This window comes from Cyclobacterium sp. 10D3-21, assembly GCF_055809755.1.
This window is the reverse complement of the sequence record NZ_CM147924.1, coordinates 1,463,044-1,482,104: the sequence shown is the minus strand read 5'-3', so window position 1 is coordinate 1,482,104 and position 19,061 is coordinate 1,463,044. Positions and strand designations below refer to the sequence as shown.

Annotated in this window: 16 protein-coding genes; 7 read left to right on the top strand and 9 right to left on the bottom strand. The window is 39.0% G+C overall.

The genetic code is table 11. The annotated features are described in order from the left end of the window. Nucleotides 1–7: 7 nt before the first annotated feature. The 3 genes from AC0L7T_RS06175 to AC0L7T_RS06165 form a co-directional block, all read right to left on the bottom strand. Complete coding sequence (locus AC0L7T_RS06175) at nucleotides 8–841, bottom strand: alpha/beta fold hydrolase (RefSeq protein WP_473341621.1); 834 nt, start codon at nucleotides 839–841, stop codon at nucleotides 8–10. Between the two features lie 91 nt (nucleotides 842–932). Then, entirely contained in the window at nucleotides 933–1,796 is an 864-nt protein-coding gene (locus tag AC0L7T_RS06170; protein WP_473341620.1) for an SDR family oxidoreductase, read from the bottom strand. Nucleotides 1,797–1,852: 56 nt separating this feature from the next. After that, on the bottom strand, nucleotides 1,853–2,404 hold the full coding sequence (locus tag AC0L7T_RS06165) for a TetR/AcrR family transcriptional regulator (protein WP_473341619.1): 552 nt from the start codon (nucleotides 2,402–2,404) through the stop codon (nucleotides 1,853–1,855). A 108-nt stretch (nucleotides 2,405–2,512) separates the two neighbouring features. Between AC0L7T_RS06165 and AC0L7T_RS06160 the strand changes: the two genes are divergently transcribed. Continuing rightward, nucleotides 2,513–3,574: a BF3164 family lipoprotein gene (locus tag AC0L7T_RS06160; RefSeq protein WP_473341617.1), complete on the top strand. Its 1,062-nt coding sequence runs from the start codon at nucleotides 2,513–2,515 to the stop codon at nucleotides 3,572–3,574. Between the two features lie 31 nt (nucleotides 3,575–3,605). Here AC0L7T_RS06160 and AC0L7T_RS06155 read toward each other — a convergent pair whose 3' ends face one another. From AC0L7T_RS06155 to AC0L7T_RS06135, 5 genes are all read right to left on the bottom strand, one after another. Then, nucleotides 3,606–4,736 (bottom strand): serine hydrolase domain-containing protein, encoded by a 1,131-nt coding sequence (locus AC0L7T_RS06155; protein ID WP_473341615.1) that lies wholly within the window; start codon nucleotides 4,734–4,736, stop codon nucleotides 3,606–3,608. Between the two features lie 79 nt (nucleotides 4,737–4,815). Further along, nucleotides 4,816–5,214 carry a hypothetical protein gene (locus AC0L7T_RS06150; protein ID WP_473341614.1) on the bottom strand — a complete coding sequence of 133 codons (399 nt, stop codon included), beginning with the start codon at nucleotides 5,212–5,214 and terminating at the stop codon, nucleotides 4,816–4,818. A gap of 323 nt (nucleotides 5,215–5,537) precedes the next feature. Continuing rightward, the gene (locus AC0L7T_RS06145; protein ID WP_473341613.1) at nucleotides 5,538–5,843 is read right to left on the bottom strand and encodes an EthD family reductase; all 306 of its coding nucleotides are present in this window, start codon (nucleotides 5,841–5,843) and stop codon (nucleotides 5,538–5,540) included. 198 nt (nucleotides 5,844–6,041) lie between these two features. Then, nucleotides 6,042–6,818: a hypothetical protein gene (locus AC0L7T_RS06140; RefSeq protein ID WP_473341612.1), complete on the bottom strand. Its 777-nt coding sequence runs from the start codon at nucleotides 6,816–6,818 to the stop codon at nucleotides 6,042–6,044. A gap of 78 nt (nucleotides 6,819–6,896) precedes the next feature. Next, complete coding sequence (locus AC0L7T_RS06135; RefSeq protein WP_473341611.1) at nucleotides 6,897–8,093, bottom strand: hypothetical protein; 1,197 nt, start codon at nucleotides 8,091–8,093, stop codon at nucleotides 6,897–6,899. A 654-nt stretch (nucleotides 8,094–8,747) separates the two neighbouring features. Here AC0L7T_RS06135 and tnpB point away from each other — a divergent pair. From tnpB to AC0L7T_RS06120, 3 genes are all read left to right on the top strand, one after another. Next, a complete protein-coding gene (gene tnpB / locus AC0L7T_RS06130; protein ID WP_473341610.1) occupies nucleotides 8,748–9,011 on the top strand; it encodes an IS66 family insertion sequence element accessory protein TnpB in 264 nt (87 codons plus the stop codon). A 148-nt stretch (nucleotides 9,012–9,159) separates the two neighbouring features. Then, on the top strand, nucleotides 9,160–9,462 hold the full coding sequence (locus tag AC0L7T_RS06125; protein ID WP_473341609.1) for a hypothetical protein: 303 nt from the start codon (nucleotides 9,160–9,162) through the stop codon (nucleotides 9,460–9,462). Nucleotides 9,463–9,554: 92 nt separating this feature from the next. Continuing rightward, nucleotides 9,555–11,255 (top strand): right-handed parallel beta-helix repeat-containing protein, encoded by a 1,701-nt coding sequence (locus AC0L7T_RS06120; RefSeq protein WP_473341608.1) that lies wholly within the window; start codon nucleotides 9,555–9,557, stop codon nucleotides 11,253–11,255. A 152-nt stretch (nucleotides 11,256–11,407) separates the two neighbouring features. Here AC0L7T_RS06120 and AC0L7T_RS06115 read toward each other — a convergent pair whose 3' ends face one another. Continuing rightward, nucleotides 11,408–13,912, bottom strand: coding sequence for an SGNH/GDSL hydrolase family protein (locus AC0L7T_RS06115; protein ID WP_473341607.1), 2,505 nt, complete (start codon nucleotides 13,910–13,912; stop codon nucleotides 11,408–11,410). A 369-nt stretch (nucleotides 13,913–14,281) separates the two neighbouring features. Here AC0L7T_RS06115 and AC0L7T_RS06110 point away from each other — a divergent pair, with 369 nt between their 5' ends. The 3 genes from AC0L7T_RS06110 (at nucleotide 14,282) to AC0L7T_RS06100 (ending at nucleotide 19,022) form a co-directional block, all read left to right on the top strand. Further along, the gene (locus tag AC0L7T_RS06110; RefSeq protein WP_473341606.1) at nucleotides 14,282–14,470 is read left to right on the top strand and encodes a hypothetical protein; all 189 of its coding nucleotides are present in this window, start codon (nucleotides 14,282–14,284) and stop codon (nucleotides 14,468–14,470) included. Nucleotides 14,471–15,148: 678 nt separating this feature from the next. After that, nucleotides 15,149–16,516, top strand: coding sequence for a DegT/DnrJ/EryC1/StrS family aminotransferase (locus AC0L7T_RS06105; RefSeq protein WP_473341605.1), 1,368 nt, complete (start codon nucleotides 15,149–15,151; stop codon nucleotides 16,514–16,516). Nucleotides 16,517–16,976: 460 nt separating this feature from the next. Continuing rightward, nucleotides 16,977–19,022, top strand: coding sequence for an exo-alpha-sialidase (locus AC0L7T_RS06100; protein WP_473341604.1), 2,046 nt, complete (start codon nucleotides 16,977–16,979; stop codon nucleotides 19,020–19,022). Nucleotides 19,023–19,061: the final 39 nt, after the last annotated feature.

The window sequence follows — 19,061 nt, the reverse complement described above, 5'->3', positions numbered from 1 at the left end:
TCCCATTCTATTGATTTAAGAAATTCAAGACTTCATTTGCAACTGTCTCCGGCACTTCAAGTTGGGGGGAATGGGAAGCATTTTCTATTAATTTCAGTTCTGATTTTGCAATGTTGTCCCTATAGTATTCGGCAACATTAAATTTAACCACCCCATCATGTTTTCCCCATAAAACCAATGTATTGGCTTTTATATGCTGCACCTCATTTTTAAGATCAAAATACTTCCCATTCGCAATTGAAGGAATTAACGTACCATCCACAAAATCCTTACTGTAGTTTATCTGTTCTATCATGTAATTGGCAACTGGTCCAGGAATTTCAGGGACTTTATAAAACACACGGCTAAGGACTGTATATAATTCATCAATATTCTCAATTTCTTTTCCAAAGCCTCCATAAACGATGTGTTCATCTAAGGTTATACCTGCAGCATTCAACAAAATCAAGTTGCTTACATCCTCCTGATACTTAACCGCATAAGCAGCTGCAGTATGTCCGCCCATAGAGTTCCCTATAAGATTGAAGTTCGAAACGCCAATTTCTTCTAAAAACGACTTTAAGAAGGAAGCTTGACCGTCTATTGAATAGTCAAGCCCCTGTTGTCTTTCATTTTCTCCATGCCCCACTAAGTCAGGCAAAATCAAATGATAGTCTTCCGACAAGAACTTTGCAGTTTGCAGGAAACTGCTTTTGTCATCTCCCATTCCATGAAGCAAAACCAAATCCGGTTTATTGCCGGCCTCATTTTCGTAATAGGATACAGTGTAACCATTTACATCAACTGTTTTATTTTCCAGGTTGGCTGCTTTGGCATAACTTTCTGGAGAAAAGAAAAACACAATTGTCTCTGATGCAAAAATATCAAAAGCACAACGACAACGATTTTTTTAAAGAATTTTTCATGAGTTGTCCTTGTATGACGTTTTTATATTATAAAAAGTATTCTTTTACATGTTGCAATAATTTACCTCCATCAGGGTCTGCTTGCGTTTTTAATTGGCACAAATTTTCAGCCCATTCAGAAGTCCGTACGCGCAATGGAGGATTGTCAGAAGTAGCTACCTTCAATATTACCCTCGCAACTTCCACACTTTCTTGGAAAAGAGGTAAACTTTGACTTTTTGATCGATTTTGTGCGCCTTCTATGTATTTTTTAAAAATAGGAGCATATTCTCCAGAAGCCATTTCTCCCTTTTCATTGGTTGTTTTAACAATGGCATTGTTCATAAATTCTGTGGAGATTCCACCCGGTTCAATTAGCGAAAACTTTATATTAAAAGGGTCTGAAAGATAGGAAGCTAAGGCCTCGGTAAATCCCTCTACTGCAAACTTGGCACCACAATACAGTTCGTTGAATGGCTGACCAACAAGTCCTCCCACAGAGGTTATGTTTATTATATGGCCTGACCTTTTCTCTCTCATTATTGGCAATACAGCTTTGGTTGTTCGGACAACGCCTGTATAATTGACATCAGTTACCCAATCAATTTCTTCCTGGGTAGTCTCTTCCAAAGTTTTGGCAAATCCTGCTCCTGCATTATTTATTAATACATCTATTTTTCCGTCTTTTTTTACGATATATCTTATAGCTTGGTCAATAGAGTCCAAATCTGAAACATCAAGCTGCAGTAGCTCAATATCCAAATTGTCTTTTTCTATTCTTTCCTTTAGAGCAGCTGATTTCGCCAAATTTCGCATGGTAGCATATACCTTAAAGCCTTGTTCAGCAAATAATATGGCAGTATCTAATCCTACTCCTGTTGAAGTTCCTGTAATTATTACGTTTTGTTTCATTGTTATAATTATTTAATTGGAATGAATATTCATTCCAAAATTTTGATAAAAAATTTTTATTCTTTTATGGCGTCCCAAACCATACACATTTGATTGCTAAGGGAAGCGTTTATTTTTCCAGATTGAGCAAAATACCATCTCAGATAAGACATTATCGCTCCACCTATGAAAATAAAGATTTCATCTATTTCAATTTGTTTAATGATCCGCTCTTTTTGCCCTTTAACCACCAATTCATAGACCGCTTTATAGGAATGCTCTCCTTGGATTTTACTTTCCGCAGTAATGATAGGCGAGGCTTGCAATTGTTCCATAAACCTGAAGTAAATGGGCTTTTCTAAAAAGAACTTGATAATTGCTGAAAAGTAATTTTCAAATTGTGTCTTAATTGGCTGATCATTGTCAAAAGGTGCAAATACCGACTTTTCCTCCCCCTTGATCTTCACATATATCTCATTTATTAAAATTTCTTTGTTAGGGAAATAGTTATAAATTGTACCCATCCCTGTTCCTGCCGCTTTGGCAATTGCTGACATAGGTGTATTGTGAACTCCGTTCTCTGTAAGTAGCTTCAATGCTGATGACAATATGGCCTCTTCTTTATTCACAGTACAAATGTAAGCAATTTGGAATGATTATTCCAAATTGCTTACCTATTTTTATTAAAATCACCCGATTATTTTATTGAAATAGAATTAAAAACTGTATATTTAGGAATGAACAGAGGTGTTTTAATCCTATTTCTATTGGTATTAAGTTCTTGTGAGACAGAATCAGAGGACCTTTCCTACAGAATTATCCAAGAGAAGGATTTCAAAGTAATTCCCATTACTTCAGAAAAGTATTATTTCGAAGAAATCATCAACCCTTCTAATATTGGATTAGTTGACAGCAAGGTTTTGATCTCTGAAGCATGGAGAGTACCTGAGGAACATCCCCGTATTCATATTATCAATTCCAAGGATTGGACTTATGACAAGCCAAAGGGTAAACATGGTGAAGGTCCTTTAGAGATAACTAGCGCTAGTTTGTTTTATAAGGGAAAAAACACCGATACTTTTTGGACTTATTCGATGATGAGAAGGAAATTGGTTGAATATTCGATGTCAGATGCTACACTTCTTGGAAAAAGTGAATGGAAAATGACAGCCCCCATGATGGATCTTTGGTTTTTCACTCAGGCTACTGACAGTAGTTTCCTGGGAATATCAAGAGTGAGTGAAAACAGAATTCTGGAGTTTGATAAAGAAGGAAATAAAATCGGAGGATATGGAAATTGGGAAAAGGTAAAAGATAGATCTGACCTGAATGATTATCAACTGTCCCACTTAAACGGCGGTTTTTTTAAAGGAAATGCTGATGAAGGTCTTTTTATTAGAGTGGGACTTTTCAGGGATAGGCTTGAGGTTTTTAACAACCGAGACAAATCCTTTATCATCATAGATGGGCCAGATCTAGCATTGCCAGCGTTTGAAATAATTGGAAATGAGTTATACTTGGGATCGGACCCTCACTATCGCTATAGAGATGCTGTTGTCACTAAAAGCTACATTTTTGCATTGTACGGCGGAGTAAGCCAATCTGAATACAACAAAACAGCGATTTTGGCTGAACAGATTTGGGTTTTTGATCACAAAGGAAAGCCCCTCTGGAAATTAATGCTGGATAGGTCGGTCAACAATATTGTGATTAATGAAGATACTAATGAAATTTATGGATTGACTACTGACGAAGATCCTGGCATTGCGGTTTTTAATATCCCAAAGGAGTTGTTGTAAAACAAAAAACAGCTAAAAAGGGCTGTCCAACCTAATTCCCACCACTTACTGGAGCAGACTCATCTACACCAATGGAATTCATGAGCTCTGGGGCCAAGCTTGTGATATTAATGGTCAATTCCTCAACGCCCGACACATTAGAAAGGATGATCACCCCATTTTTTGCTTTCACATCTATTATCGTGGACGAGGTATAGCCACCTGTTCCTCCATTGTGCCAATTCCACTCTTCTCCCGATTCTGTTTGAATGACACTCCAACCTAAACCACAAGAATAATTATCATTCACTTTAAAAAAATCAGTTCTGGATAGGGCCAGTTCTTGGTTTAAACTGTCAAATTGAGCCAGTGCAAACTTTGACATATCATTTACCGAGGATAAAATTCCACCGGCCCCCATAAGCACAGACATGTCCCAATTGGAAACGGCTTCCCCTTCGTCATTAAGCCCCTTAACCAACTTATCCCCTACTTTACTTCTTATCGTAGTGGAAACACTCATATTGTATTTAGAGAAAATTTTCTTTTGAAGCATTTCTTCATAAGTAATTTGCGCGCTATTGCTAAGCACATAGCCAAGCATCCCTAAGCCCAGATTTGAGTAGTCAGAAACCTCACCAGGTTTATGCTTCATAAGCAGGTTTTGGGTCAAATAGGTTTTAAGTTCTTTTTCCCCAAAATCCTTGTACGGATTTTCCAAGCTCAGAGAATCCAAACTGGCGGGCACCCTGGGCAGCCCAGAAGTATGGGTGGCCAATTGCTTTAGCGAAATTTTCACATCGCCTTTCAATGAATAATTAAGATAACCATCAATCTGATCCTCCAAATTCACTTTTTCATCCAATATGTAATTGGCGAGCAAAGTACCTGTAAAAACCTTTGTGATGGACCCAATTTCGAAAACCCGGTCCGGATTTTGAATTAGCACTGTTGAATCCTGTTCGCGTTTGACCCCTACAAAATTAACCTTCCCATTTTCAATAATGGCAATGGAAACCTCAGCTTGGTTTGGCAATGTCTTGACTTTGTCAAAAATCAATTCATATTGCACTTCAGTCAATGTTCCTACTTCTTCAACCGGAGCTTTGGATTCCTTTGAAGACGGATTTCCACAGCCATAAACGACTACTAATAAGATTAGAACTTGTAGGTATTTGTTCATTAATTCCTGAGTTTATGACTTCCAATAGAGGGATTGTTATGCGCTTTTCACTTCAATACAAACGACAATAACACTCAATTCAAATAGCCATTTTGCTATCCTTTTTAACAATGATAATGCATAGAATTGTTGATACCAAAGTCAGAAGCGTTCCAAGAATTAACTCTAATAGGCTTTCCGAAAAAAGATTTCCAATGGTATTCAGGCCAAAAAAAGCTGCAAAAACCCAAATGAGTGCATTTATAATTTTATTCTCTTTTTCCCTTTCAATCAGTTTGTATTTTATGAATAGTATGGTCAATAGGAATATATTCAACAGGATTGAGAAGGTTTCAAAAGTTTTCATCTCCTCCACAGAGTTGAGTCTTCCAGCCCAAACGATATCGTAGGGTATTTGCTCCCAATAAACCAAAAGGTGGAAAATTAAAACTATGCCAAGTAGGCAAAACATAATAAACAAAGCTGCTCTCTTACTCATTTTACAATATTTTAAGTATGGTTATACTTAATTAAATACGTTAACAAAACAATAAAACTTAGCACTGTTATTTAGCCTTGAACCAATGTATACAGCCCTAAAGTTAAATCCTCAACAAGCAAAACTTAGGGGAAGAGGGAGTCTTTAATGACCTCCGCTACGATTCTGTTTAGAAAATAATATGGCGGTATGCCTGCACAAAAAGTCACAATACTGCCATAATTCTGAACCAGTTAGCCACCTTTCTTTTCCTTTCTCTTGGAAACTGATTTCATTTGAAGTGAATGGCTCGAGATTTTCTTTAATCGTAAATTTAACCCCCTTTAGCTTTGAACCTCTCCTATCATCACATCAACTCCACCGCTTGCGAAGTGGGGGATATCGTTGACAGCCGCTTGACCTTCAGGAGATCCCATTTGTTTTTGTAATTCCTCGATGGTTTCAAAATACAATTCTGCCATTCTATACTGAGAAGGCTTTCCTCCATCTGGTGTTCCAACAAATTTCGTGAATTCCACCTTTTTTAAGCCTTGAATTTTTGCCGCGATAGGAAGATGTGTTTCTGCATAATAGCTCTCAAAAGCGTCAATATCTGATGGATGCCCATAGGTTACGATTAATTTCACCATAGCTAACTAATTTAAATTTTGGTTATTTTTTTTTTATTTTACAAAAATTATATTTCCTACAAAATGTGCGATACTCCGAATAATCGTAAGAGATGTTTATTCGATCAAATTACTTTTTCACAGATAAAACTAATAAAAAGAACAAAATACACAGCTGCTACAGACCTTCCAATTTATCTCTTTGTGAATTGAGAAAGATTAATATTCATAGGTATATTTAAAGTTACCCAAACAAACACTAAATCCAGGGTCAATTCCAAAATAATTAATCCTTTTTTCGATCAATTTATCATCAATATAAAGATATTCCTCAATTGTATTCTCTCCATCAAGGACCCTAATCAATCTATTTTGAGAATCATATTTGTACGTTTTTAGATAGATCAACCTACCATTTACAGTTTCTTTTTTTTCTTCAATTAATAAATTTCTGGAATATTTATAGTTCGTGATATGGTGCTTTTGAGCATTTTTAGTATAATCAATTTTAGTCTGCACCTTTCCGTTACTGTAGGTATAAGTATTGAATCCACCCCAACTTTCCCATTCTTTTACCAATAAGTTGTTCTCATATTCTCTAGGAGCTTCGCTTTCATTTTCACTTATTTTATTCCCATTAATATCAAAGTCAATGTATTTGAATTGGATATTTACCAATTGATTTAATTCATTGTAAATAAACGTCTTTTCAGTCTTTCGGAAATCTGAGGCATATGTTTCCAATAGCACTTGAAAACCAGCGTTGTATTGATATTCAGTAATGGAGTAGATTTCTGCATTCAAAAAAGTCGTTTCAGACAATATTTTTCCCATATCATACTCATAAACCACCATTTGTATGGTATCATTTGCATTGCTTTGGCAAAACACATTCATTGCCTTAGGCTCAGATTGCTCTAAAGGTTCAAAATTTTCACCAATTGAACAACTTGCAATAATCAATACAATGATATAGTAATTATTAATACATTTCAAATCGGATGAATTTTATGGCTGAAAAACCAAGACGATCATTTATTTGGTTTTGTTGTAACAGCAAAGGGAAATTAGGTTTTAGTCAGTAACTATTTCGATTTCCATTTGATTCCATTTATAATAGGTACTGTGGTTATTTCCAGCATCAGACCAGATCAAGACCATCTTTTTACCATCTTTACTGATCCATTTTGGGCTTAACTTCATGCCATAAGTACGATTTTCCTTGTTGTCGGGATAAAAGGCATCTTTATAATAAAACTGCTTCCAAGGCCCCCAGGGGTTTTCAGAATACCAAAACCCAATACTTCCTGGAAGCGGGCAGTCCCTACACCAGCCATCCCAGAATTCCTTACTTGGATCCTTTATTCCATAACTGGTCATGATGTATAAATCCAAACCTGCATTGTACACGACGCTGGGAAACCAACTGGCCCACATCCATTGCTCACCTTCACCTGCCTCAGGATACTGAATCGTAGCACCTCTCTGACGCATGTCTGTAGTCCATATAGGTTGCTTATTATTAATTCCCTGAAAATATTCATAAGCTGATTTTTCCAATATCTTGTCTTTATGTACTCTTGCCAAGGCCAGATTACGAGGATCATGCTGTTCCGGAGAGTACATATAAATAAACTCATCCTTAGCCGCTGAGTTTGCTTTCCCATTTTGCAAAAAGGCAATCCAATTGAAAGCATAAGCATCTTTCCCCTCCTTAGGCCGCGGATCTTCCTTATGGAAAAAAAAAGCTGTTGAATCCAACTCTTGATAAGACTTATAGTTTTCTAAGGTCCCATCCCATCGGTAAACCGTTTTTCCAAAATCTTTGGTATACAAAAGCCTGTTGGCGGTGGCCCTTCGGTACCAGGTATCTGTTTCGCTTCTCCAAAGCCACATATAAATAGTACTATCTACGGCTAAAGTGCCGTAACCATACAATGGAGAATCGACTAAACTTACGGGCCATCCAGGCATTTTTTTAACGTTCTTTTCGGTAAAATTTTGATCACCCGAAATTTGTAAGAACATAGACCCTTCCCAATCTGCCAAGCTGTTCAATCTCTCTGAGCTCCCCCACCATCCATTTCCATCGTCCAAAATTGTATAAACATTGTCATCAATGGCCCAGGTCTGACACCAGTTGTCACCAAAATTTCCCTTGCGAACAATGGTTGTAGAATCAAAGCGAACACCTATCGGATTGGTCTGTGAAAAGGCACTAATGGTGCTCGCTACAAACAAAAGAAGTATTAAATATTTTCTTGGTTTCATAGTGCAATAATCAGTAGTGAAACATGTGCAATTGATGGTGAAAGATCACAAGTACTTCTTTCTCCATTCTTTATTTGAAAGTCAACGGTTGAATAATTATTTCTCAACAAGCTATTACAATCTTGAGCAAAATACATAAAAATCACTGATGGCTCAAAAACATTGAGTAGACAACAAAAGCATTAAGCAGGTAAAAGTTATTGTTGTGTTATACCTAATTCTCATCTTTGGGTAAAACATTGTATCCGTTCGATAAACCACATCTTCCAAAAATTCCAAATAGGGTTAAACTTGTGTTATGAAAAGACATAGCTAGAAAGAAATGAAAAAGATATTTCAGGAAAGGTCCGAATAGGGTAAGAGCAAGTATGAATTTACTGCTTCCATGGGCTTAGTTTCTACCACGTTTTACTATCGGCAAAAAAATCCAACACCTGAATAGAAGCACCTTCAGCAGGAAACGGTTTTCCGTTGTTGAAACCGGGTCCTCTTTTGGACGTGGCCGCATATTGGGGTATATTCTTTATTCTCTAGGTGTAAGCCTAGAACTTTATAAAAACTGTTCCACTGAATACCTTGGAGTTCTGCTCAGGTAGTGGGATATTGATTTTTTTTACTTACTGCCATTACTTTAATTATGCCTAGCAAACCGACATGCGTTTTGGTATCAATACACTTTCAGAGCTATTTCAGAATGAACCTGGCTCCGATCCGATGAATGAGGACGTCTTCAAGTTCATAGGCAAGCGGTCCAACCAAGTCTGGACTTTGAGGTGGTACGGGGATGGTTTTACCCTGAACACCAAAAAGCTGGGACAAGGCATTTTGAACAATCCAGGCTTGAGAGAGACACAATATCAAGCGTTCAACTGGTTCTGCTTATACAGGAAAACCAATTCTATTCAAAAAACGGAATAACCCCTTAAAAAAGTGGAGAAAAAAGTGCTTTTTTATTTGATAAAAAGTGGATTAAAATGTTCATAACCAAATTTACACTTGTTTTCATAACATGAATAACAGGGCAATAGACTATAGAGAGTTATACGAGCATGAATTGTAGATTGTCATGTTCTATAACAACGTCTCATACAACAACAACTCGGGTTATACCCTTGGCAAAACGACGACTACGGTTAACAATATTGAATTTAGCAATAAAGTCCCGAGTTATCGGAGCGGATTACATCACCATAACAGTTGGAATTTATCTGAATACAAAGTTTCTGCCAGTGATTTTGTAAGTTTGGATCCTAGCTCACCGGGTTTCCTACGATTGAAAGCCGGGTCAGGACTTGTGAATATTGGATCTGATGTTGGATTCCCATTCAATGGAACTGCTCCGGACCTTGGGGTTTATGAACAAGACTAAACCTTAATCAATCACATAGCCTATAAGACTGATTTCGGCAAAAATGAATTAAAAACTACACATAATTAATTTATATTAACTTGAAAATTTTCATGAGACCTTTAAACTTGATCCTTGTATTCTCTGCCCTATTATTTTGGCATGATGGCTATAGCCAAACTCCAGATGAGAATACTACCAATCCTTATGCTGTATCTACCTACGAATGTACTGGCTTGTATTGGACCACACCTGAGTCTGGAACTTGCACAGTAAAATACAAAAAACCATCAGATTCAGCTTGGACAATAGGACTTAATCTGGTGTATGATGACAGAGATGGCCAATATCGAGGGAGTATTGTCGGTCTTGTCCCTAATACTGAGTATCAAGTCGAATTATCGAGTGATCAGGCCAAAACAGCCTTGAATTTCACTACTCGAAATGATCAATTTCCAATTGGGAAGACAACCTACCTGCCGGAAGGTGAAACAACTGATCCTTTCATTATTACAGAATCGGGGACACCAGAAGGCTACCATCTAATCACAGTACCTGAAAATACCCGTTCCGTAATCAATATGGGCAATTTAGGCTATGAGGGGATACAAATTGATGCTGACTATGTAATCGTTCGGGGAATAGAAATCCGTAATGCGAGAGTAGATGGTATTCGTATAAAGGAAAACAGACATGACATTGTCATCGAACAATGTTACATCACTTTTTGGGGAAGAATAGGCGGCCCCATCACTTACGGAAACCTAGAAGGAAGCACGGATAGTGGTATTAAAGCAGAAAGTGGCACATGGAATTTGACCATCCAAAGAAACTTGATTGAAGACCCAAGAGGTGCATCAAATGATTGGGAGACAGGTCATCCATCAGGACCTCAAGGTATCACTATTAGCCAAAGCTTAGGAGGGAATGTAATACGGTATAACGATATTCTTTCCACTGAAGATCATGGGTTCAATGATGCTATCGGTGGTGGCGCAAATTATTCCAATGTGGGCAATATGAACCGGGACTCGGATATTTATGGCAATCTGATCCGTAGTGTTTGGGATGATGCCATCGAAGTCGAAGGAGCCAATATGAACGTTCGGGTATTTGGCAATTATGCCCATAAGTTCTTCAATGGTATAGCTACCGCTTCTACTACGAAAGGCCCGATATATATTTATAAAAATGTAGTAGGAGAAAGCAGGATAGGACATCGTAACCCCAGTGGAGGATCCTTTATCAAAACTGGAGAGCGAGAACCGTTTGCCGGAGGTAGGAGATATGTATTTCATAATACGATAGTGCAACCGATGGGTGCTTCCCATGGTTTCTCTGGTCATGGTATTTCCAATACAGTCACAAGGAACAATATCTTTGATGTTCCCGGAAGACTGGCAGCTGATCGTGAAACAGTTGACAATAGCGATTACGACTACGATTATTTTTCAGGTCTATCATCGGGTGTGGCCAAGGAGAAAAATGGTATAAAATTCGGTACCACACCATCTGCCACCAGACTCTACAGGACTTCGTATTCCCTGGAATATTTCCCTCGATCTAGGATCAATTCTATAGTCTGGGGACGGAAGCCCTATCAGTTCGGCGATGTCAAAAGAAACATTACCGACCCTGTGGTGCAAATTCGTAACCCATTGATTGATGGTGGCATCGAAATCCCGGGATTCAATGACGATTTCAAAGGGGATGCTCCAGACTTGGGTGCTTTTGAGGTAGGAGCTGCCCCTCTGGAATTCGGTAGACGTGCCTATTTGGCCCATGATGAAGGCTGGTCTGCCTGGGAGAAATAGATTAGCCCTGGATAAATTGGTTGCATGTAGTCTATAGCTGAGACCAATTATCAGTCGCTTTACCCAAAAAGAGTGCAATAGATTGTCTATTGCACTCTTTTTGATTAAACCTTACTCAGCACAATCAATTACAAATGGCGAAGCTATATTTATTATTCCCCGATTATAATATAACTTCCATTTGCACCAGAAAACTTGACTCCCGTATTTGAAATGTCCTTAGTATCCACAGATAAATCCCCAGAACATATTACCAATGGTCTGGTTTTAAAAGGTCGCGTAAATTCCAGTGTTTCTCCACCAACAGCCAATCCTGTAAGCCTTCGCTCTGAATTGAGATTTGAACGGGAATCATAGGTAAAAACACTTAAAACAGCTACATCCGCATCTTTTGCCTGTAACCGGACCTTATGCAGGCCAAAACCCAAATTCAATATGCCCTTGCGGTTTTCCAGGTAATGAACCTTTTTGTCGGTATCGATGAAACCTATATTACAAGATTGAGACTTCATAAGCTGGTCATCAACGAAGATGTCAAGCGTCCCTGCATCAGGATCATCTACCCAAGCTACTGAAAGATCAGTACAAACAATTTCAATTTCAATGTATTCCCCAGGCTTAAGCGTGATTTTCTCTGTGCCGTATGGCGCTCCCCATTCTGAATGAAACGGCTCTATTGTTTGGCCCGATAAGTTCCAGTTTGGATTTGATACAGGAAAAAAGCGTCTATTTGGGTTTACTTTGGAATCTACGTAAGTTAATTTGGCATTCTCTCCTGCTATTTCAAGAATATGCCTGTCCCCTAAACTGGTTCGCCCATGTCGGAACATTGAATTGCGTAGGTTGTATGATGGACTTGACCTTCTTGATTCAAACTTTACCCCATCAACATAAGGTACTGGAGGCTCACTGTCGGTTTTGCCCCAGCTATTGATTGCATTGTCTTCAAATATGAATCTATTGGTCTTTATTCTTGAGCTAGTGGAATCAAACGTTACCATATTTCCTTCCCAACCGTAAGTATTCGTATGAAGCCTTTCAGGCAATTGAAGCTGAGCTTGTCCTGCGAAAATCGGATTCCAGCACTCAAAAGCTTTCTCCACTTGTTTGAACCAGAGATAATGAGCTGCTGCTTGTGGATGTCCATCCGATGGTACCAGGGAATACTTGTTTCCCAAGCCTGTAAGATCATCAGCTATTTTTGGATAATCCATATATGGGATCTGGTATCTTAGAGATAGCGCCTGAAGGTCTACTGTATTTGGCGTATATTTACCCTGATTCTGATAAGGGCTAAACAAGAATTCCGTATTGGGATAATTTTGTTGAATCCATCGTATTGCCCCCTCAAAAACAGCTACTTCATCTGGTGTATCCGTTTTCTCATTGGCACCACTGCCAAATATCACAAGATCAGGTCTTGCACCTTCGCTGCGGTTAAAAAGATCGGGATATAAATCTTCCCAGCTTTCCCCTTCCTTATGGCCATTTAAATTAGGATTGGGAGGTATTGACAATGAAAAATACTGCTGTAATCCTGAGTGTGATTCACCGATACTTGATCCATCAGCAGCCATAAAATTAAGGCATATTTTATCGGCACTAAGGTTGAATTTTCGCATTAGCTCAAGCTTTAGCCTTCCAGCATAACTGTAATAATGCCTCCACTCTCCATAATAGCCATCAAGATCCTCTCGACCAGCTTTTTCTGGATCAAAAAGACCTTCTGAAAGAGGCTGTTTGTAGGTAGCAGAGCTCGGGTCTTCGTCGTACATGTACATGGGAGGATTGGCACTTCCCCGGTCAATACTTGAGCCCATTACAATAACATGAATGGCTTCTCCTTTCCATAACTTTTGAATTGTTCTTGGAATGTGCCTGTAGTTTGGCGTCATCTCCCTTGAAGGATGGAGGCTATTTCTATAAGCCTCTTTAACGCTGAGCTTTGGAGCATAAATCCAGACCGTATCGGACGAGCTTAAATTCTCAAATTCAACCTGAATTCCAAATGTATTGATGTCTTTTGACCCTGATATATTGCCAACGCTTGCTTTTCCAATGATCGTGGCATTCTCTACCGAGACCTTAATGGTTCCGGACTTCTCCATTGAGGCGCTATATTCTTTGGCCACAACCAGCTCACCCCTTGCATGTTTCGGGAAACTACGGCTGTCTCTCATTCCAAAGTCCTTAGGACTCCACTCACCATCTTCACTATCTGCTTTCATCACTTTAATCGCAGATTTAAGCTGATTTGCTTCTTTTTGATATCCATGTACGGATAAACTCAATTCATCCCCATAGGCCAGACCTGCCTCGGGAAGTGTAAAAAATTGCCATATCTTTTTACCAGGGCTTATCGCTACAAGGTTATGGGTTGAAAAATCAGGTCTTATGGGTTTGGAGACATGTGATTCGCGCATCACTTCAATATCACCCCATGCCACAGTGTTCCAGAAAGCTACATTATGAGATTGAAAATCTGAAGCCTTTCCTGTTCTGTGACTCATAAAAGAATGGAACTCAAAAGATGAATTCAAAAGTAGATTGGGTGCCTCTTCTGTACTTCCTGAAGACGAGGGTTTTCCATCTTTAATCGTCAGGGCGCTTAGACTAAGGCTTAGCATCAGTATTGTAATCTTCAGTGTATTCTTCATTTGTAGCTTTTATAAGGTACTTTTTAAATCTCAGTTTAGGGCCCCTCTACTTCACCATTCTCGCCAGCAACAAATCACACAAAAGATTGCTGTCAAAGAATTTTCTTCAATATATTATTGTATTAAAAGCAATAAAAGTACAAATAAAAACCGATTTACAATAAATAAACCAAAATATACAAAAAGACTAACCAGTGAAAAGAGATCAGATTTTAGAGAATCCATTTGAATTCCGCATTACCTCCTGTATATACTGAGATCTGCGCTAAAGGCAATACCCATAGTTATCCAGCAAATAGAGGGAAATCCATGAAACCGCGCATCAGTACAAGGTTCATTATGTTTTGTTTAAAACTTAAACGATTACAAATGAAACCGCAATCAGAAATTGTTATGGTAGACAACCAACTATTCCTCGGTCATAGCAGCATTCCTTTATTAGGAACATCGCAGGCAGGTATATCTTGTAGCATGCCTTTTGAAAATGCGGGTAATCGGAAAAAGAGTGTTCAACCAGAAGAACAAAGTTTTCAAGAAAATGAATGGGGATATATTTAACCCGGATTTTGCATTAGAACTCGTGATAGTCTGTCCCGTATTTACGTAAAGTATGGCAATCACAAGAAAATAAGGCTTTTTGTAGATTTCATCTTAGCACAGGTATAGTGAAATTGAAAATAGAAACGAAGTAGCTTATTATTAAAGCGATATCATCACCTAATAGATTGTCTATTATGTATTTCGGGTTTAAGGAAGTTGTAAGTATCGAGAAATAGATGATCATAATCAGGTTGTTTTTCAGAAGGTATCAAGGCGTGCTTTAGGTACGCCTAATTACTAACTACAATTACCACTTCGCCAATGGGCAGATTGAAGTACAACCACTGCAATAATATGGCTGATCTAATATTCCTTTATAATTAAATGATGTTTTTTAAAATTTGAATTACAAAGTGGCTAGAAGTGCACAAAGGTTTTCTAAAAACTATAAAGGAAACTCCCAAAACGAGCGATATCCTTGTACCATCCATCCCAATTCAGTCGAAATAGATCTTTTATTGCTTAACTTGTATTGATATAAATCCAGACCAGCATTTCACGTTATATGATCAAACCGTATCGATGTTGATTCCAACAGTTTTCTACAGGGTTCGCATTAACCCCTATCAGAAGAGATGTTGCCAGTAAATATTGAAATAACACTTTCTTTTCAGTAGTCCTATAAACATTACGAATATGAAAAAGAGCAAGTTAAGCCGAAGAAAGTTTATAAAAGTCAACTCCATGACAGGACTTGGAGCTTCCTTGGCACTGAGCCATGCACCCTTCAAAACGTTAGACTTTTTTGACAGATCAAATCGGACCCCTGCAATACTTGGAGGAAATCCGGTCGTAAAACATGACTGGCCTTCCTGGCCCATTTGGAACCCTGAGACGGATGAAAAGCGATTGCTGGAAGTCATGCGAAGTGGCGTATGGTCAAGGAGGAATGTCACCATTGAGTTTGAGGAAAAATGGGCAGAAACAATCGGAAGCAAAAGGTGTCTTGCCCTGGTCAACGGTACTAATGCCATGATTACCTCTTTTGCTAACCTGGATATCGGATGGGGCGATGAAGTAATAACCACCCCCTATTCTTTCATAGCATCAGCTCAAAGTATACTGGCCAATGGGGCTATTCCAGTTTTTGTGGACGTGGACCCGAAAACGTTTCAGATAGATCCATCTAAAATAGAAGCGAAAATCACTAAACGTACCAAAGCCATACTTCCTGTTCATATTCTAGGTCTTCCATGTGACATGGATCCCATCATGAAAATAGCCGCAAAATACAATCTTAAAGTTGTAGAAGATGCCTGTCAGGGTTGGTTGGCAGAATATGACAATAAAAAAGTAGGTACTTTTGGAGATGCGGGTTGCTTTAGCTTTCAGAATTCCAAGAATATACCAATTGGCGAAGGAGGCGCAATCGTATCCGATAATGAAGCCTTTATGGACAGGTGCTATGCCTATCACAATTATGGAATGCCTTACGGTTCAGTAAAAAGTGAAGAAAAGGGAGCCGTGATAGGTGGTACCAAATTACGAATTACAGAGTACCAATGCGCCATTGGACTGGCTCAATTGGAAAGACTGGAAGATCAGACAGAAAAGAGGTCTAGAAATGCGAAATACCTTCGGGAGAAAATCAGCCAGATACCAGGCATCTTGCCTTATGAATTGTATCCTAAGGTGACCCGAGCATCTTTTCACCTTTTTCCATTCCGGTTCCAGAAAGAAGCATTCAAAGGTTTGCCGAGGGATAAATTCCTAAAAGCATTTTCTGCAGAAGGGATTCCCGGTTCATCAGGGTACATTCCACTAAATAAAATGCCCTATTTACAGAATACATTTGAATCCAAAAACTTCAAAAAGTTTTATGGCAAAAAGGCGCTAAATTATAATAAGTGGAGCGAAGAGAATGAATGTCCTCTAAATGATGTACTGTGTTATGAAGAAGCAGTATGGCTCCCTCAAAACGTGCTACTTGGTTCCAAAAGAGACATGGATTCTATTTCTGATGCCGTTCAAAAGATATACGATAATGCTGAACAGTTAAAATAAGCTATTAATTTTTAACCTAAAATAGGCAAAAGGCCTTAATGACCCCGAAAGACAAGGTACTTTAGCAGCTTATGAAGCTTACTGGGAATTGGATCCAAAAATGGTATTCAAAGTGGAATGAATCATACCATTTTTACCAGTTTGAAGGATCTGTGTTCCTATTCGTTCAAATTAACCTTAAAGAAAATGGCAGAAAAAAAAGGCTTTGGAACATATCCGGATTGTCATTCAAATTCTATTCTCTACAAAAATCCACCCTATTTTCATAGGATGGGCACTATAGCATTAGTGTTAGAAAGGGAAATAACCTAACGGATTATCCCTACTATTTTGGAACATCTACTCCTGCAAAATTAGCAATTGAAAAATGAGTGAAAACACAAATCAAACAACACCAGTGAAAAGGACAAGGTATTTATTTTTAATTAGTCTGTTAGTTCTGTTTATTAACCAACCGAACATGCTTAAGGCACAGTCCCATAACTCCCCTGGTTCATTCACTGATATTCTGTCTTCTTCTGCCAATCCAAGGAACAGTGAGGGTGATTTTATCACGCTTAATGATGGAAGGGTCTTATTTGCCTACACCCGCTTTATGAATTCCACAAGTGACCATGCCCCAGCTCAGATTATGGGAAGGTACAGTGAAGATGGTGGCAAGACCTGGTCTGAAAAAGATAAATTGATCGTTGAAAGGGAAGGCGATCAGAATGTGATGTCTGTCTCTCTCTTAAGATTGCAGAATGGTGATATTGCTTTGATTTATGCCAGGAAAAATTCACTTGAGGATTGTATACCCATGGTGCGCATTTCAAAGGATGAAGCACAGACCTGGAGTGCCCCAACACCAATCATCACTGATCAAAAAGGTTATTTTGTCCTGAATAATGACAGGGTTATTCAACTGAAGAGCGGAAGGATCTTAGCGCCCGTCTCTCTGCACAAAACGCCAAATTCCGAATGGCGCAACAGAGGCGAAATCAGGTGTTTTTATTCGGATGATAGGGGTAACACCTGGAAAATGGGACAGGTATTGCCGGTTCCCACAAATGTGATCAGCCAAGAACCCGGTGTTGTAGAAATGAATGACGGACGTATCATGATGAATATTCGGACGAATCAAGGAACGCAATACAGTTCATTTTCACTTGATGAAGGCATCACCTGGAGCCTTGCAAACAAGACCATTATCCCATCCCCCATCGCTCCCGCATCTCTGAAAAGGTTGAACGGAACGGGCGACCTAATTCTGGCCTGGAACAACAATGGTAAATCAGGACCGAGGTATTTCAAATCAAAAAGGACACCTCTCACGGTGGCTATTTCCAGAGACGAGGGTCAATCCTGGGGGAATATTCAGAACATTGAAGGAAGCATTCATGCTTCATACGCCTATGCTGCGATTCACGAAGTGGATGATCATATTCTCTTCGCTTATTATGTGAAGCATGATGACAAACCGGGCTATGACCTTCGCATCAGACGGATGTCTCTAAAAGAAATATACGATTTCGATAATCCAGACCCTGTTTTGATCGTCGCCAATAAACATTCCAATACTTTGTCGTATCTGGACCCAGTCAAAATGGAAGTTTTGGAAACCATTAACATAGGCAACAATCCCCATGAAATTACGATATCACCGAATCAGCGATTTGCTTACCTCAGTAGTTATGAAGCCCCTGGGGATAAGATTTTGGTAGTCGATCTGATGAAAAGGCAGCAGGTAGACACCATCCAAACGGGTGAGTATACGCGTATACATGGAGCTGCTTTCTCACCGGAAGGAACGCATGCCTACTTTACAGCCGGCCAAACGGGTTATGTGGTAGAAGTGGAAACCGCCAATAATACTGTATCACGAGCCATTCCTACCGGAGGTAAGACTTCTCATATGGTATATCTTTCGCCTGATGGGGAATACCTTTTGACGGCCAATATTTCTTCTGAAAATATTTCCGTCATAAACAGAGAATCAGGAGCATTGGAAACCTTAATCCCAGCTGGGAAAGGAGTGGAAGGAATGGCTTTCACGCCAGATGGTAAATTTTTATGGGCATTAAACCAGACAGGAGGTAGTATAACAGTGATAGATTGGCTTTCCAAAACTGTTGTAGCCGAATTTGAATGCCCTGGAATGCCTGTTCGCATCAAATTTTCTGAGGATGGCAGCCGGGCTTATGTAGCAGGCTGGGAAAAGAATGGAACATTGACGGTTATTGATGTTGCATCCAGAAAAGAAATTAAAAGAATTCCGGTTGGCAGCTTTGCCATAGGAGTTGAAATCTCAGCCGATGGCAAATATGCCTTTGTAGGCTGTGAAGATGCGGGAAAAACAAGTATTGGTAAGGATGGTGAAGAAAATCTTGAAAAAATAAAAGCCAAGTCAGATGGTGTGCATGTAGTAGACCTTCACAAACTGGAGGTTGTAAAGGTTATTGAAACCGGTTTAGGACCAGACCCCATGCAATTGTGGTGGCCTCCTAGTAAACTGGTTGAAGATTAAATATAAATAGCCTCATCAGGCCTAAGGTAGTTGAAACCT

Bases quoted from the DNA above. Each gene is read 5' to 3' on its own strand.
- AC0L7T_RS06170 (WP_473341620.1), bottom strand. From the start codon at position 1,796: ATGAAACAAAACGTAATAATTACAGGAACTTCAACAGGAGTAGGATTA.
- AC0L7T_RS06120 (WP_473341608.1), top strand. From the start codon at position 9,555: ATGAGACCTTTAAACTTGATCCTTGTATTCTCTGCCCTATTATTTTGG.
- AC0L7T_RS06125 (WP_473341609.1), top strand. From the start codon at position 9,160: ATGTTCTATAACAACGTCTCATACAACAACAACTCGGGTTATACCCTT.
- AC0L7T_RS06135 (WP_473341611.1), bottom strand. From the start codon at position 8,093: ATGAAACCAAGAAAATATTTAATACTTCTTTTGTTTGTAGCGAGCACC.
- AC0L7T_RS06110 (WP_473341606.1), top strand. From the start codon at position 14,282: ATGAAACCGCAATCAGAAATTGTTATGGTAGACAACCAACTATTCCTC.
- tnpB (WP_473341610.1), top strand. From the start codon at position 8,748: ATGCGTTTTGGTATCAATACACTTTCAGAGCTATTTCAGAATGAACCT.
- AC0L7T_RS06100 (WP_473341604.1), top strand. From the start codon at position 16,977: ATGCTTAAGGCACAGTCCCATAACTCCCCTGGTTCATTCACTGATATT.
- AC0L7T_RS06145 (WP_473341613.1), bottom strand. From the start codon at position 5,843: ATGGTGAAATTAATCGTAACCTATGGGCATCCATCAGATATTGACGCT.
- AC0L7T_RS06155 (WP_473341615.1), bottom strand. From the start codon at position 4,736: ATGAACAAATACCTACAAGTTCTAATCTTATTAGTAGTCGTTTATGGC.
- AC0L7T_RS06160 (WP_473341617.1), top strand. From the start codon at position 2,513: ATGAACAGAGGTGTTTTAATCCTATTTCTATTGGTATTAAGTTCTTGT.
- AC0L7T_RS06115 (WP_473341607.1), bottom strand. From the start codon at position 13,912: ATGAAGAATACACTGAAGATTACAATACTGATGCTAAGCCTTAGTCTA.
- AC0L7T_RS06105 (WP_473341605.1), top strand. From the start codon at position 15,149: ATGAAAAAGAGCAAGTTAAGCCGAAGAAAGTTTATAAAAGTCAACTCC.
- AC0L7T_RS06150 (WP_473341614.1), bottom strand. From the start codon at position 5,214: ATGAGTAAGAGAGCAGCTTTGTTTATTATGTTTTGCCTACTTGGCATA.